Here is a 13,179-nt window from a genome sequence, read left to right as displayed (position 1 = left end):
GACGCGCCGACGCGCGTCCTGGGCAGGTAGCTCAGTCGGTACGAGCGTCCGCCTGAAAAGCGGAAGGTCGGCGGTTCGACCCCGCCCCTGCCCACCTTGGTCCTCTGACCAGCGGAAACACCGGTAACGGATTGATCACTTCCGGTGTACACCGCTCGAACAGAGGAAAACTCTCACTCCAATGGGTACCGCGCGTACGCGGCGTCCGAAGGACCTCCGAGCAGGCGCCTTCCAGCCCGCGATCAACTCGTTCACCCTGCATCTCAACGCCGAGGGGAAGTCCCCGAAGACCGTCCGCACCTACGCCGAAGCGGCGCAGTGGTTCGCGGCCGAGCATCTTCGACGCAACACCGACCACACCGACTGGGACGACGTCACCGCCGACGACGTCTGTGCCTGGACGGTCTGGCTGCTCAACACCTACTCCGACAGCTACGCCAACAACCAGTACCGGGCGCTGCAGCAGTTCTTCAAGTGGTGGTCCACCGACGAAGAGCTGCCCAACCCGATGGCGAAGCTCCGTCCGCCCGCCGTCGGCGAGAAGGTCGTCCCGGTCTTCACCGACGACGAACTCACCAAGCTCCTCAAGCACTGCGAAGGGAAGACCTTCACCCAGCGCCGCGACTTCGCCATCCTGTCGCTGTTCAAGGCGACCGGCCTGCGGCTGTCCGAACTCGCCGGCATCATCTACGAACCCGACGACCCCGATCGCAGCGACCTGGACCTGATGCGCCGCGAACTCCTCGTCACAGGCAAAGGCAACAAGCAGCGCATCGTCCGCTTCGGGCACCCGTCCGCCCGAGCCATCGACCGCTACATCCGGGTCCGCGCCAAGCACACCTACGCCTCCAGCCGCCACCTGTGGCTGGGCACCAACAACCGTCCACCGATGACGGCCAACGGCATCTACCAGATGGTCGTCCGCCGCGGCGAGGAATGCGGCGTCGCCGTCCATCCGCACAAGTTCCGCCACCACTTCTCCCACACCTGGCTCGACAAGGGCGGCGCCGAAGGCGACCTCATGGAACTCAACGGCTGGTCATCACCCCAGATGCTCCGCCGCTACGGCCGCAGCGCGGCCAGCACCCGAGCCCGCCGCACCTACGACCGCATCATGGAGGACTGACCAACGTCACGACGAAGCCCCGGCGCATCACGCGCCGGGGCTTCGCTGCAGGTCAGACCTTCTTCCTCACCTGCGCCGACCGCTTGGCCAGCCGCAGCATGTAGGCCCGCTTGGCCAACTCGGCCCGCCGCCGTCGCTCCTCCACCGGAAGCACGCCCTCCGGGTCAACCTCTCGCTCGAACCGCGCCAGGAACGCGTCCCGCCCTGGCTTCGTGCGCTGCTTTCGATCCCCGGTCTTGCTCCAGGACACAAGCACAGCGATCCGCTTGTCGATCCCCGCCACAGTCCCCCTGTCCTGCATTGTGTATGAGCAGAGCTGTCTCCCTTCTGCCGCTGACTTCGGTCGGACACCTGGCTGCCGTCGTGTGACTTCGCGGCGTTTAGGCGCCATCGCTTTAAGGCGACTACCCGACGATGCATTGCACAACAGCGACGGTCAACGTCCGCATACACAAGGCGTGTTGCACTCACCTGAGGTGTGCATATCCGACGTTCCCGTTATCTCATTGCTCGCCTTATCTGCCCTGTAGCAGGTGATTGTCCGCGAGTCGGCCCGCCCCGTCCGCTCGTCCGCCGCACGGCGGACGAGCCGTCCGCAGTTCGGCCGAAGCCGTCCGCGCTTCGGCCGACGCCGTCCGCGCGAGCGGACAGCCGTCCGGCCCCCGGACGAAGCGGCGGCGGAGAGTTCCCGCTCCCTCCGCGCTCCTGACGGAGCGTTATCTGCGTTGTCCCGCTGAGGGAGTCTCAGTTCCCATCTCGGCCCTGCTCATGCTTGCTCTGGAGGGATGGCGGTTCTGCGTCCCGTCCTGTCGCCAGAATCCGAGGTCAGCCGACCTGCCTGCGGACAGCATCGCATCCGGGATCGCGCCCGATCCCCGGCCTCACGGCAGAGCACCGCGCTCGGTGCGCTTTAAAGGCACGAAATCCATATCTTGCCCCGCGCAGCCTGCGGCGGGCGGGCATCAGGCGCCCCCTACAGTCGTGCAGGCAGCACCGCCAACCCCAGGCGGGGCAAGAAATGGATAACGCACGTCTTATGCGATGGAACCGGGCGCGGTTCCATCACTGACGGCCTTCCGGCCGAACCGAGTTCTCTGGCCTTCTCATGGAGGACAGGCGGCGTGACGGCGGGCCTTCAAGTTGGAGGGCTGGCCTGGATCGCATCGACTGTTCACAGGAGGTTGGCGAGGGTGGTGGTCGCCTCGTCGAGCTGGTCGTTGGGAAAGTGGATTTGGGCCCAGGCGGAGAGTTGGACGTCGTTGTCGTCCGCGAGCAGGTACACGTAGCTCTCCCAGGCGTCCGGGCGGGTCCAGCGGTTGAAGCGATCACGGAACCGGGGGTGCTCGGCGAAGCGCGCGAGCATGATTCGGCCGTCTTCGACAGGCATCTTCAGCCAGGCCCGGCCTCGGTAATACTGGCCGAAGCGTTCGCGCCCGGCGCCGTCCCCGCTGAGAGCTGTGGACTCGCCGAGGTCCTGGCAGCACCCGGCCGTGCGCAGTCCCATCGCCCAGAGCGCCTGGACGAGCGGGACCATCTTCAGGTCGATGTCCGCGGCGCCTCCCCCGGGGAGAGCGAGCCGTGTGGACGGATGGACGTTGCTCACTGCGTCAGGCATCGCGCTGCCTCCGTCAGGTGCCTCAAGACCGTGCGCTGAGTCGCCGCGTCGTTTGCAGGATCGGGCATCCAGCGGACGCATTGCTGTAGGTACCACTCGCAGATCCATACGCGGTGCCAGCCGCCAGCCCACTTCTCAGCAGGCAATCCGCCGCGCTCTGCCGCAGCATGCTCGCTTCCGCCCGCCGCGATGTAGGCGCGAATCATCCGGGCCACGGCTTCGGTGTCGAGCGGTTTCGGAGTGTCCTCCCAGGACGCCAGGTCCAGCAGGCCAGGCCCGTTGAAGGCTCTCGCCCAGTCGAGGATCTTCACACCGGTTGCGCCGACGTGCAGGGATGTGGGGTGGAACTCGCTGTGACACAGGCCGTACGGCGGGATATCCACACCCTGTGCACGGCGTTCGCTGACTGCGTCGAGTCGCTCCAGCAGTTGTCGGATCTCGGCGGTGTTCGTCCATCGTCCAGCCGAGTGCAGCGTCTCCAGCCAGCGATGAGCACGGCTCGGCAGAGCAGCCAGAGCGGCAGCATCGAGAGCAGTGAGGCCGACCATTGGCGGGCAGCGGTGCACCTGGACAGCCGCGTGCGCTCCGACGCTCATCGGCGCGTCCTCGTCCGGCGCCGACCCCAGGTCTTCCAGCACCATGGCGAGATGACCGTCCGTGGTACGAATCGCGGCTAGCACCGCAGGCACAGGCACCTCATGGACCTTCGCGTACCGCAGGACCTCGGCCTCTCGGGTGAACGGCTCGCGCGCCGTCTTGCAGATGACCGACCCACCGTCCGCGAGGCAAACCCGCTCGACGGCCGACATGTCCCAGACGTGGAGCGGTTCGCGGCTGACCGGACGAGTCGCCAAACCCGCCGACGTGATCAGCGCGTGCAGGACCCCCGAGGGGGCAGACAGCGTGTCCGCCCCCTCGGGCCCGTAGTCGTCACCGGCCACAGGACTCCACCCGCTCGATCCAGTCATCCCCGAACTGTGCCAGCTCGCGGTGGAACTCGGCGAGGTCCGCGCCGAACGGCACGACGCACCCGCCGCGCATGTCCGCCTGGGACTGGCACCCGTGCACGAGCTTGCCGCCCAGTGCGGCGTTGGCCTTGACGGCCTCGACGCGCCGGGCCTCGTCGAACCAGGTGCCGTGGTACAACTCGTCCAGGAGCCGGGCGCCCTCCTGGTCCAGTTCGTAGACGACCTTGCAGGCGATGGGGAACATCCACGCCGGCCCGACGTTGGTGATCGTGCCGTCCTTCTCGACCCGGTTGAGGGCCATGAGCGTGCAGCACTCGCGCAGCATCCGCAGGTGCTCGCTGCGGACGCCGAGCGCCGCCAGGCCCCGGTCGTTCAGGTGCTCGTCCCGGAACTGCCAGGCGTTGACCTTCCACGCCACCCGCAGGACCTCGGCCGGGTCGTCGGTGATCCTGCCGTGCGCCTTGACGTACTCGAGGGCGATCTGCTCGATGGTGGCGTCGGGCGTCTCGACCGCCGGGAGCAACTCGGCCTCGACGCCGGCCCAGTCGCAGACCAGCCAGCTCGGGTTCTCGTACCGGAAGAAGTAGGCCGCCGGGTTGATGGTGAGGCGGGTGTCGTCCACGGTGACGCCGTCGATCTTGTTCCAGCCGGAGTGGAACGGCTCGGGCATCGTGACGTCGATGATCGGGACGGGCTGGGCCAGCATGGTGCTCACGACTTCTCCTTTGAGTCTTGCGGCACTGATGGCGAGCGAACTGCGGCCCGGGTGTCCTGGGAGCCTGCTGTCGATGCCCCCCGCCATCCGGGCCGCAGTTCGGCGGGGCACTGCTCCGCATCAGCAATCAGTGGGCGTAGGCCCCTGCGACCGAAGAACCACCTTCCTTTCTGCACGGCGAAGCCCAGGTGCCACTGGGCATGCCACGTGGGCCGGGGAGTGGGCCTCCGGACGGGGCGATTCCTCGGGGGCTGGAAACCCCGTCCGGAGGGGATTCGAGCCTCCGGACGGCGGCAAGGCGGCGCACCGCGTGCCAATCGCCGTCCGGAGGGCCTCCCTTTGCACCGCCGCTCGCCGGTAGGCGGCGCAGGAGGGAGGTGCTTGTTACGGGTCGTCCGGCCGGCTCCCGCACGGAACGGCCGGCTCCAGGGACAGCTCTTCCATCAGAGAGCGAGCCTCGCTGAGATCGAGCCGCGGTTCACCGTCGCTCATCATGGTGCCGCCTCCAGCAGAGCCCAGACGCATTTCCAGCCACATACGGAGCTATAGCCCCATTTCGCGGACAACTGCGCCACGATGTTCAGGCCCCGACCGCCTTCCTCGCCGATATCCGGCAGCCGGAGCCGCGGAACCTCGTTCGGCAGCGCGTCCCACACCTCAAGGAGGATTCGACCGCTGTCGGCGTAGAGCTTGAGCTTGATGCGACTGGACGTCAGGAAATCGCGCGCAAGGAACGTTAGGCGCTTTTCGGACTCCAGGATCGCGTTGGTCACCAGTTCGCTCACGATGAGGCACGCGTCGTCGACCAGGCTCGTATGCCCAAGATCGCGCAGCGCTCTCGCAACAGCCTGCCTAGATCGACTGACCTCAGAGCGGTCCACGGTGAGGGCCAGCTCCAGATAGGGCGGTCTGATCACTGTCACGGTCGTCATCGCCTGTCCTTGTCACGCGTCGTTGCGCATTGGGCGTCCGGTTTGGTTACGTGACAGCAAGAAACCACTGCACAAGGCGCAGTTGCTAGGGAAGACTGAATGACGTGGGCGGTCGCTGGCGGACGTGAGCGGATGCCGCCCAGGTGAGGCGTTCGGACGGAGTCGAACCGATGCGCGATGATGAAGGTCGAATGGAACTGGCCGACAAGATCCGCTTACTCCTGGAACGAAAGATCTGGTCTCAGAACCACCTCGCGAAAGAGATGCGAGACCTCGCCTCCTCCAAAGAGCGCGCCCAGCTTCCGGGACTCGACTCGATGACCCGCCGGATCCGCGCCCACCAGCGCGGCGAGCCGGTCGGCCCCGTCTACGCCGAGCTGTACCGACGCCTCTTCGCCCGCCACACCGACCTGTTCGCCCCGATGACCGTCTCCGCGTCCGAAGACCACATCGACCCACTCGTACTCGCCTGGACAGTAGGAAGGCTCAACCAGCGCGTGGACCGCAGAACCCTGCTCCAGCTCGCCGCCGTCACCGCGGCAGGCCCCTCCGCACTAGAACCAGCCGAGCGCCTGCTGAGAGCGCTCACCGGCCGGAACCGTCCCGACGACCAAACCGTCAAGCACCTCGAAGACCGCACCAGAGGCTTCCACCGCCTCGAAGAGCACTTGCCAGCACGCGAGCTCTACCCCGCCCTGCTGACCCACATCGGCGAGATCAGCTCACTCCTCGAAACCACCAGATCCGACGGCCTGCGGCACCGTCTTGCCGTCACCGCCGGCGAATCAGCAGTACTCGCCGCCTGGTTCGCTTGGGAACTCGGCGACCGCCAGCGCGCCGAACGGCAAGCCCGCCTCGCCGGGGTCGCCGCCAAGCAGACCAGCGACGTCGCCATCGCCGCCTGCATGAGCGGCTACCAGACCTACATGACCGGCGGAAACCACAACGCAGCCGTCACCCTCGCCACCAACGCCCTCCAGCGCCTGGGCGACGCCGATCCCGCCACCCGCGCCTGGCTCCTCGCCCGCAAAGCCGAGGAATCCGCCCTCATCGGCGACCACCGAGCAGCCCTGGAAGCCATCCGCGAAGCCGAAGATGTCTACGCCACCGCCGACATCAACGCCCGTCCCTGGACCTGCTTCGTCGACCCGACCCGCTTCGCCTCCATGACGCTCTCGGTCTACTCACGCATCGCCCAGGAAGACCGCGCGATGGGAGCAAGTCAACAGGTCGCAGCCTCTGTCGGCCCGACCACAGAGATCAAGAAGCTCTGCGTCGTCCAAGCCGACATGGCACTGGCCCACTACCGTCTCGGCGACGTTACCGAGGCTGTCCGCTACGCCCGCTCATCCCTCGAAGCGACCACAGCCATGGCCGCCCCGCTCGGCTGGGACCGCCTCGACCAGGTCGTGGACGAGTTCGCCGGCTCTCACGTCCCGGCAGCCGATCAGTTCCGTACCGAGTACGCCGCTACCCGTCCGAAGACGGCGCCGCCGTCTCTTCTCTGATCCATGTCAGGTAGTCCCCAAGCCCTCCAACGATCGGCACCGCCACGATCTCCGGAGTGTCGTACGAGTGCGCAGCCATCACCCTGGCCACCAGCTCGTCGAGCCGCTCCTCGGTCGTCTTCATCACGACCGAGTACTCCTCATCCCGCTCCAACTTCCCCTGCCACCAGTAGGCCGACGTCACCGGCCCGCTGATCTGCGCACACGCCGCCAGCCGCCCCTCGACCGCCGCCTGCACAACCTTCTCCGCTTCCTCACGACTGCCCGTCGTCACATGCACTTCAAGGTTCTGCGCCATACCCGGACCCTAACCACCATTCCCCCGCCACCACACCGCCCGCCGCCTTCCCGCCGCCGATAAGACGGTGACGCCTCAACGAAGCTCGCCTCCCTACACCATCGGCAGACATGTGGTCGAGCCGCGGGACGTCACCCACAACGCCTGGAAACTCCTCCGAGGCGAACATGATCGGCAGCTGCGCGGAAGCCAGCAAGACCGAGTTCGCCCGCTTCCTGTCCAACCTGCCCAGCCGGGCTTTCTGGACAAGGACGCCTTCACCCGCCGTATGGCCGAGTGCCTCCTGATCTGGTTGCAGGGCGCCCCACACGACCGCCACCCTGACCACACCGTCCCGAGGAAGCTCGCCCACTAGGACTAATACACCCCCGGCCTCAACACCAAAGACCCACCCGAGGCCGCACACCTCACGATCGACAACCGCCTAGGCGTCGCCGTCAGCATCGCCGACCAAACCAGCCAAGCCCTCATCAAGCTCATCCATAACCGCAGGCCAGCCAGCACCCGTGCCGGATGAGAACTTTCTCTACGTTTTCAAGGGCGCCCCGCTGACGCGGGTCGCCGGGCGGCCGCGCCCAGCTCTGCGAGCCGGGCATGCGGGCTTGTTCCGTCCGGTCCCGTCTCGCGCCGCCGTGCGCGTCCGCCCTTTCGCATCTGGGCGCCAAGACAGAGAGTCAGCCACTGCATCCAGAAACTTCCTGAAGAGGCCGGACGACGGCAGTAGAGCGTCTGAGGAAGTTATTCGTTTGGCTGTGAAGGGGCGCCAAGCTACCGCCCGGGAATGGAGCACTGTAGGTCGTGTAACGTAAACCTCTGGATCGCATCAGCGTTTGTCGGACACCTCCAGTCAAATAATGCCCAGCTAGAATGGCGGGTCGTCCGAAAAACCACCACCACCCCGAGCCCAGGGGTCGTCTGGAATTGGAAGCTTTGGCAGGTGCTTCATGATGTCATTGAGTACTCGGTCGATGTTTTTCACGCTACGACGCGCACGGTCGTAGAGCGCCTCAAGGTCATCGTTCCAGTTCATGGCCCACTCGCCATTATCGTCCTGATATGTGCCCGATCTTAGAGAGTCGATTAGCGCACCCTCTTCATCGAGAATCTCAAGGGAGTATGGGTACCTCCCGTCGTCGTCGTCGGACGCGATTACGACAGTTGCCCCCCCGATGGTGCTGTGAAACGCGTTGAGGCGGTCCGATTCGTGCCATTCGACTTTGGAATCACTCATCTCGGTAGCGAGCAGCAATCGTTTCACGAGCTCATGCAGCCGGGATTGTCCATAGGTCGTCATGTCCAGCGCCTTTCCAAGTTGGGGTCCTCCTAATTTGAGCCCTGACTATCGGAGCCAATCTGCCTGGCTCCGAAGGGGGTGGCCGTGGATGTTATTCGAGACGCCAGCATCGAAGTCTCAAGACAGACCTTCTCAATCGAATTGCGGACCCGCTTGGTAGCGTTTGGCAGGTCTACGTTCTCCTTGCCAACGAGGTTCGTTTTAGCTAAAGCGGCGAGATTAATTGATTCCTGAGCGAGCGTATCCAGATCAGAGCTATGGGCATGATCGCTTGCCAGGATACCCCGCAAGGAAGAAGCGGCTTCGCGCCACTCTCGCAAGAGCCGTCGCATCTCTTCGACGTTCTTCCGTATTGCGGCATTCTCGATGTCGTGCTCAAGACGTGACAGCTTCGGCACTATCAATAGCAGGTTATAGACCCCAAGTCGTTGCGTGGCGTCGTCAACTGCTTTTTTGGTCGCACTTACAATACGTCCCATTCGCCAAATCTGCCATATGGCTATGGCCAAACCGGCAACACTGAGAATATCTCCGACGCTCATTCACTGATCACCATGTCGCACGCCCCGCATTCGTTACGTGTATGAGTTCTGGTGACAGAATGTGACATGTTATCTCAGATTGGGGCGCCAGTGCATCCTTGTCGAGGTAGACAAAACGGATGTTCTACCTCAAACGGGATTTTTGGGGGATGGGTTCACAGGAGTACAACCTGTCAGATAGAAGGAACACTGCTGCTGCGACATAAAAGTCTGCACTACGTGCGGCTCGGCCCGCGCTGACAAGCATCCCGACGCACGATAGGAAGCCGGGTATCGCGAGCGTGAAGCGGGGGCCTCGCGGCCCCCAGCCCCGCGGGCCGGAGGGCACGCCCGCGCGAATCCCTCTGTCACACCGCTCGCCGTTCGCGCTGGCGCACCCTCCGGGATGGGCGTGCATGCTAACGGCGGCGCTAACAACGGGGTCGGATGACCGTGGACGGGTGCGGACGGGTGGGAGGTTGCCGCGCTGGTCGGGAGGCACCTGGGGACATGCCTGGGCGGTTCTGATCTTGCTACGGATCAGAAGGCGCCTATCCCGTGCTTACCCAGTGGTTGGTTCCGGACCAGGCAGTTTGGGTTCCGCGCCGTTCAGGCCGAGGTCCCAGCGGCAAGCGTTCCGCAAGCGTTCTGCGTCGTCTCTAGACAGGCTAATTCGATCGACATGCTCGACCAAGTAGTCATCCTCGAGCGCCGCAAGTAGAGCCTGGCCGTTGTTGACGAGCGTGCGCAGGAGGACACCGACTGCCTCGGTTTGGGCATGCATCTCGATCGATGGCACCATGGCGGAGAGCCGGTTCAGGTCTTCGGAGCAGCGTGTCATTAGCTCCTCTGATCCCGGATGCTGGACCTTGTCAGGGGCTTCGGCGAAGTGCATGATGCGTTGTTCGTAGGTAGTGACGGCCTCGATGAGGGAGATGTATGCAGCGCGACGGGCTTCGAGGCCCGCGAGTGTGATCTCCCAGGCTCGTTCCCTGCCCCTGACTCTCTGGTCGCGCAGGTGCCGGCGTCCCTCAGCCGAGGCTTCCTGCCGCGCTCGGATGACCAGCGACCCGACGGCCGTGGTCGCTCCGATTCCTGTACCAATCGCGGTACCGATCAAACCGACCCATTCACCGGCCACGAGCGATCTCCCAACTCCAAGGGGCGATGCTTGGACGCCCGACGCACATCTGTGGCTCCACTGGCTTCAGGATGCTTCCGCACGGCTTCCGGTGCTCGGGCCGTGGCCGGGCCCTGCGCTCCGGGTCCGCCTTGCCCTCGGGTGATCGGAGTGCTGTCGCCGTTCCGAACGGGCCGAGGACGCGCAGCTCAGCGGCTGCGGTGGCGTGCAATTAGCGTCCAACTAGCCACGGTGATCAGGAGGCAGTCACGGTCACTTGCGGAACGAGCGGGAACCGTCCGAGCCCACATGCCATAAAGGGACGAGGGCAGCACAAACATCGCTCCTCACCCCTTTGATCTTGTCAAACCCGTCGTCATCCCCTTGAGCCACCTCAATGCCTCTGATCGTGGAGCGGGCGCGACCTATGGCTAGATGGAAGTCGGCATATGCCGTGCGACGCTCTTGGTGCAGCCGGTACCGGTCTTCGCGTTGGTAGCCTTCCAGTCGGCTACGTCGAGCCTCAGCGGCCTGCCAGCGATGCCCCAACAGGGTTCCGACGATTGCGAGCAGCCCGCCGAGCCCTGTCAGTGCAAGGGATTGGAGCACGGGCCTCTCCCATCATGTCGTTCACACTGCTCGCCCACATTGGACTCTGATGGAGTGATGAGCGTTGTCAAGCAGGATCGGGCGGCCCTGGCTCGTCTCATCGAGTACGACGCCGACCCGTTCGAAGTCGAGTTGTACGAGCGAGCAGCCGACCCACGAATCTTGCTCATCGACCGCGCCCAGCGAAGCCGCGCGGGGCAGCATGAGCGACACGTCCGACGTTTGAAGCGCCGAGCCCAGGCGGCCTGCGAGTGACAGCAACGCTGACAGCAACAGCAGGCACCAGCGGCAGCCACGGGCGCACACTGCCAGCCGCTCAGCCTCGGCCGACGTCCACGCGGCAGGGGTATTGCTATAGCTGAAAGACGGACGGTCACCGAGCAGGTCGAGGTGTATCGGGCCGGTGGGCGCACGGGCCGGCTCCTGCGCGCTGAAGAGGAACACGCGCCCGACCGCTTGTTCTCGACGACTCACCTTGCAGGACGGCTGCGAAGAAATCAGCTCGTACAGTGCCACCACGGGCGCGTCTCGGGCACCGTCCGAACTCAGCGGAGTAGAAGTCGGGTGGTAGCTGCTGGGAGTCTCTGCAACAGGGGGCCCAGCCAGCAGGCTCGTACGCTGCAAGCTCTGCGTGGTCCACCCGTGGCACGGCGTGATAGCTTGCTGGCGAACGCAATCCGCTTATCGGCTTCTCGCTCGTGAGCGACCTGGGTTTTCGCAGGTCAGTACAGCGCTCAGACGCTGTGACCTGAAAAGCGGAAGGTCGGCGGTTCGACCCCGCCCCTGCCCACACCTCGTGACCAGCGAAAACGCCCCGGAGCCACACGGCCCGGGGCGTTTTTGACGACAACCGCCCCTCATGACGGCTGCCACGGGCCGAGCGGCCGGCCTCTCGCGACGTAGTCCCTGTACTCGTAACCGAGCATCCCAAGGTTGACCCACCAGCGCGGATCGGCGCCCAACTCCCGCTCGGCCAGCCCCAGCGCCTCTTCAGGGGTCGGGGCGGTACCTATCGTCCGGGCGCCCTCTCTGTCGGCGTCCTCCGGGTAGAAGGCGTCATCGTTCGGATAGAGAAGGCCGCCGTGCCGATCCAACTCCACCGTGTCCTCAACGGCGGTGCAGCTTACGTAGAAGACACCGCTGCTGGTTGGGGTGATCAGGGCGTACCGCACTCCCCGACGTCCGCCTTCCTCAAAGCCGCCGAGGAGTTGCTCTATCCCCCGCCCACGACGCAGAGCCCCCACCGCAAGGGACATCGGCAGGTACCGCATCCGCCGACCTTAGAGCGGCTCCCAGACTCCCTCAAACGCATAAACGGCCCCGGACTCAGGTCCGGGGCCGTCGTGGACCGAGGAGTCAGCCGAGAGCATCCCCCAACTTTCGGAGCGCCGCGCGCTTCTCGTCGAGGGCCGCGTGTGCGTAGATCGTCATCGTCACCTCGATGTCGCTGTGTCCGACGATCTCTCGCACGATGTGCGGCGGAACGCCGAGGTCCAGGAGCAGCGAGACGCAGGTGTGCCCCATGTCGTGCAGCCGCATCGAGCCAAGACCCGCAGCAGCACGGATGCGGCCCCAGCTACGACGGAGGTTGTCCGGCTCCATGGGCGTGCCGAGGGAGGACGGGAAGACGAGCCCGTGATCCTGCCAGCGCGGCCAAGCATCGGTCCCGTTCAGCGTCCTGTTTGACTCGGCCGTCAGCCTCGCCGACCAAACCCGCCAAACCCTCACCAAGCTCATCCCATGACCGCCGTTAGGCTTGCCCTACTCCTCAAGGCGCAAGTTTCATACGGCCGACGACAGGTTGCCGGCTGGATCTCAACACGTGCGCGATATGTGGCCACAACATGCGAGAAGGCGAGACCTACACGGAATTCGCCGGATCCCGGATCACGGACCACTGGTGCGTCTGGTGCCTGTCCCGCGTGGTCGTGTACCACGACAGGCCGCCCTACTCCTCAGCGGACCAGCCTCTTGCCGAGAGGTTGGTCTATCACCCGCCCGACATGAGGTGGGAAGCTGCCTACAGCCCGGACACGCATCTCCGGCACGCCCGGGGCTCTGGCAGAGCTCTCGACGGACAGGCTCGTCCTCAGCGATAACGGCTGGTTGCCAAGGCACGAGAGCGGCTGCGCCGCCTGCTGAACCATGGCGATCACGATCGACGCACGCTGGCCGACGGCCCAGCGCGCCTGCAACGGTACAAGCCCGGATGGCTGCTTCATCGACAAGTGCAATTCGCCCGGCTCAGGACCAGGACCCGCATCAACGTCGTAGGCCTTGGCACAGGCAGCCCACCAATGTCGAGTCTCATGGCCCGTGCGACAGATCCGCTGGGGAGGTGGGTGACACTCCGGCTAGTGTTTCGCTCGAAAAGTTTCTTTCTGTTTGAGAGACTGGAGTATGCGAACCGCTGCCCCTCTGGCATTACGTGATGGAGATGTGGCCGAGCTGCGTCGGCTGGAGTCGGCGCGCA

The 13,179-nt window shown here is 65.1% G+C and carries 14 protein-coding genes and 1 tRNA gene; 3 read left to right on the top strand and 12 right to left on the bottom strand.

What is annotated here, in order from left to right:
• Positions 1-20 precede the first annotated feature (20 nt).
• Both amrb99_RS39115 and amrb99_RS39110 read left to right on the top strand, forming a co-directional pair.
• Positions 21-94: transfer RNA gene (locus tag amrb99_RS39115), tRNA-Phe, on the top strand.
• A gap of 87 nt (positions 95-181) precedes the next feature.
• Positions 182-1,126 (top strand): tyrosine-type recombinase/integrase, encoded by a 945-nt coding sequence (locus tag amrb99_RS39110; protein WP_190866016.1) that lies wholly within the window; start codon positions 182-184, stop codon positions 1,124-1,126.
• A 52-nt stretch (positions 1,127-1,178) separates the two neighbouring features.
• On the opposite strand, the gene amrb99_RS39105 is transcribed toward amrb99_RS39110, so the two are convergent.
• The 5 genes from amrb99_RS39105 to amrb99_RS39085 form a co-directional block, all read right to left on the bottom strand.
• On the bottom strand, positions 1,179-1,427 hold the full coding sequence (locus amrb99_RS39105; RefSeq protein ID WP_190866014.1) for a hypothetical protein: 249 nt from the start codon (positions 1,425-1,427) through the stop codon (positions 1,179-1,181).
• Positions 1,428-2,297: 870 nt separating this feature from the next.
• Positions 2,298-2,741 (bottom strand): hypothetical protein, encoded by a 444-nt coding sequence (locus tag amrb99_RS39100; RefSeq protein WP_190866011.1) that lies wholly within the window; start codon positions 2,739-2,741, stop codon positions 2,298-2,300.
• Complete coding sequence (locus amrb99_RS39095; protein WP_206700277.1) at positions 2,726-3,682, bottom strand: phosphotransferase; 957 nt, start codon at positions 3,680-3,682, stop codon at positions 2,726-2,728. The genes amrb99_RS39100 and amrb99_RS39095 overlap by 16 nt, the downstream gene beginning before the upstream one ends.
• Positions 3,672-4,424: a hypothetical protein gene (locus amrb99_RS39090; RefSeq protein WP_206700276.1), complete on the bottom strand. Its 753-nt coding sequence runs from the start codon at positions 4,422-4,424 to the stop codon at positions 3,672-3,674. Before amrb99_RS39090 ends, amrb99_RS39095 begins: the two co-directional genes overlap by 11 nt.
• Positions 4,425-4,915: 491 nt before the next feature.
• The gene (locus amrb99_RS39085) at positions 4,916-5,356 is read right to left on the bottom strand and encodes an ATP-binding protein (protein ID WP_190866008.1); all 441 of its coding nucleotides are present in this window, start codon (positions 5,354-5,356) and stop codon (positions 4,916-4,918) included.
• 170 nt (positions 5,357-5,526) lie between these two features.
• Between amrb99_RS39085 and amrb99_RS39080 the strand changes: the two genes are divergently transcribed.
• The gene (locus amrb99_RS39080; protein WP_190866006.1) at positions 5,527-6,864 is read left to right on the top strand and encodes an XRE family transcriptional regulator; all 1,338 of its coding nucleotides are present in this window, start codon (positions 5,527-5,529) and stop codon (positions 6,862-6,864) included.
• Here amrb99_RS39080 and cutA read toward each other — a convergent pair.
• The 7 genes from cutA to amrb99_RS39045 all read right to left on the bottom strand — a co-directional run bounded on the left by cutA (position 6,827) and on the right by amrb99_RS39045 (position 12,443).
• The gene (cutA, locus tag amrb99_RS39075; RefSeq protein WP_190866004.1) at positions 6,827-7,162 is read right to left on the bottom strand and encodes a divalent-cation tolerance protein CutA; all 336 of its coding nucleotides are present in this window, start codon (positions 7,160-7,162) and stop codon (positions 6,827-6,829) included. The genes amrb99_RS39080 and cutA overlap by 38 nt on opposite strands.
• 862 nt (positions 7,163-8,024) lie before the next feature.
• Positions 8,025-8,456: a hypothetical protein gene (locus amrb99_RS39070; RefSeq protein ID WP_190866002.1), complete on the bottom strand. Its 432-nt coding sequence runs from the start codon at positions 8,454-8,456 to the stop codon at positions 8,025-8,027.
• Between the two features lie 29 nt (positions 8,457-8,485).
• Complete coding sequence (locus amrb99_RS39065; RefSeq protein ID WP_190866000.1) at positions 8,486-8,998, bottom strand: hypothetical protein; 513 nt, start codon at positions 8,996-8,998, stop codon at positions 8,486-8,488.
• Between the two features lie 541 nt (positions 8,999-9,539).
• Positions 9,540-10,118: a hypothetical protein gene (locus tag amrb99_RS39060; RefSeq protein WP_190865998.1), complete on the bottom strand. Its 579-nt coding sequence runs from the start codon at positions 10,116-10,118 to the stop codon at positions 9,540-9,542.
• 609 nt (positions 10,119-10,727) lie between these two features.
• Positions 10,728-11,222 carry a hypothetical protein gene (locus amrb99_RS39055; RefSeq protein ID WP_190865995.1) on the bottom strand — a complete coding sequence of 165 codons (495 nt, stop codon included), beginning with the start codon at positions 11,220-11,222 and terminating at the stop codon, positions 10,728-10,730.
• A 341-nt stretch (positions 11,223-11,563) separates the two neighbouring features.
• The gene (locus amrb99_RS39050) at positions 11,564-11,977 is read right to left on the bottom strand and encodes a hypothetical protein (RefSeq protein WP_190865993.1); all 414 of its coding nucleotides are present in this window, start codon (positions 11,975-11,977) and stop codon (positions 11,564-11,566) included.
• Positions 11,978-12,062: 85 nt separating this feature from the next.
• Positions 12,063-12,443, bottom strand: coding sequence for a site-specific integrase (locus amrb99_RS39045; RefSeq protein ID WP_241756346.1), 381 nt, complete (start codon positions 12,441-12,443; stop codon positions 12,063-12,065).
• Positions 12,444-13,179: the final 736 nt, after the last annotated feature.

It is taken from the genome of Actinomadura sp. RB99, from assembly GCF_014706005.1.
Taxonomy (GTDB): domain Bacteria; phylum Actinomycetota; class Actinomycetes; order Streptosporangiales; family Streptosporangiaceae; genus Spirillospora.
Note: the sequence above shows the minus strand (reverse complement) of the source record. Positions and strands in the feature narration are given on the sequence as shown.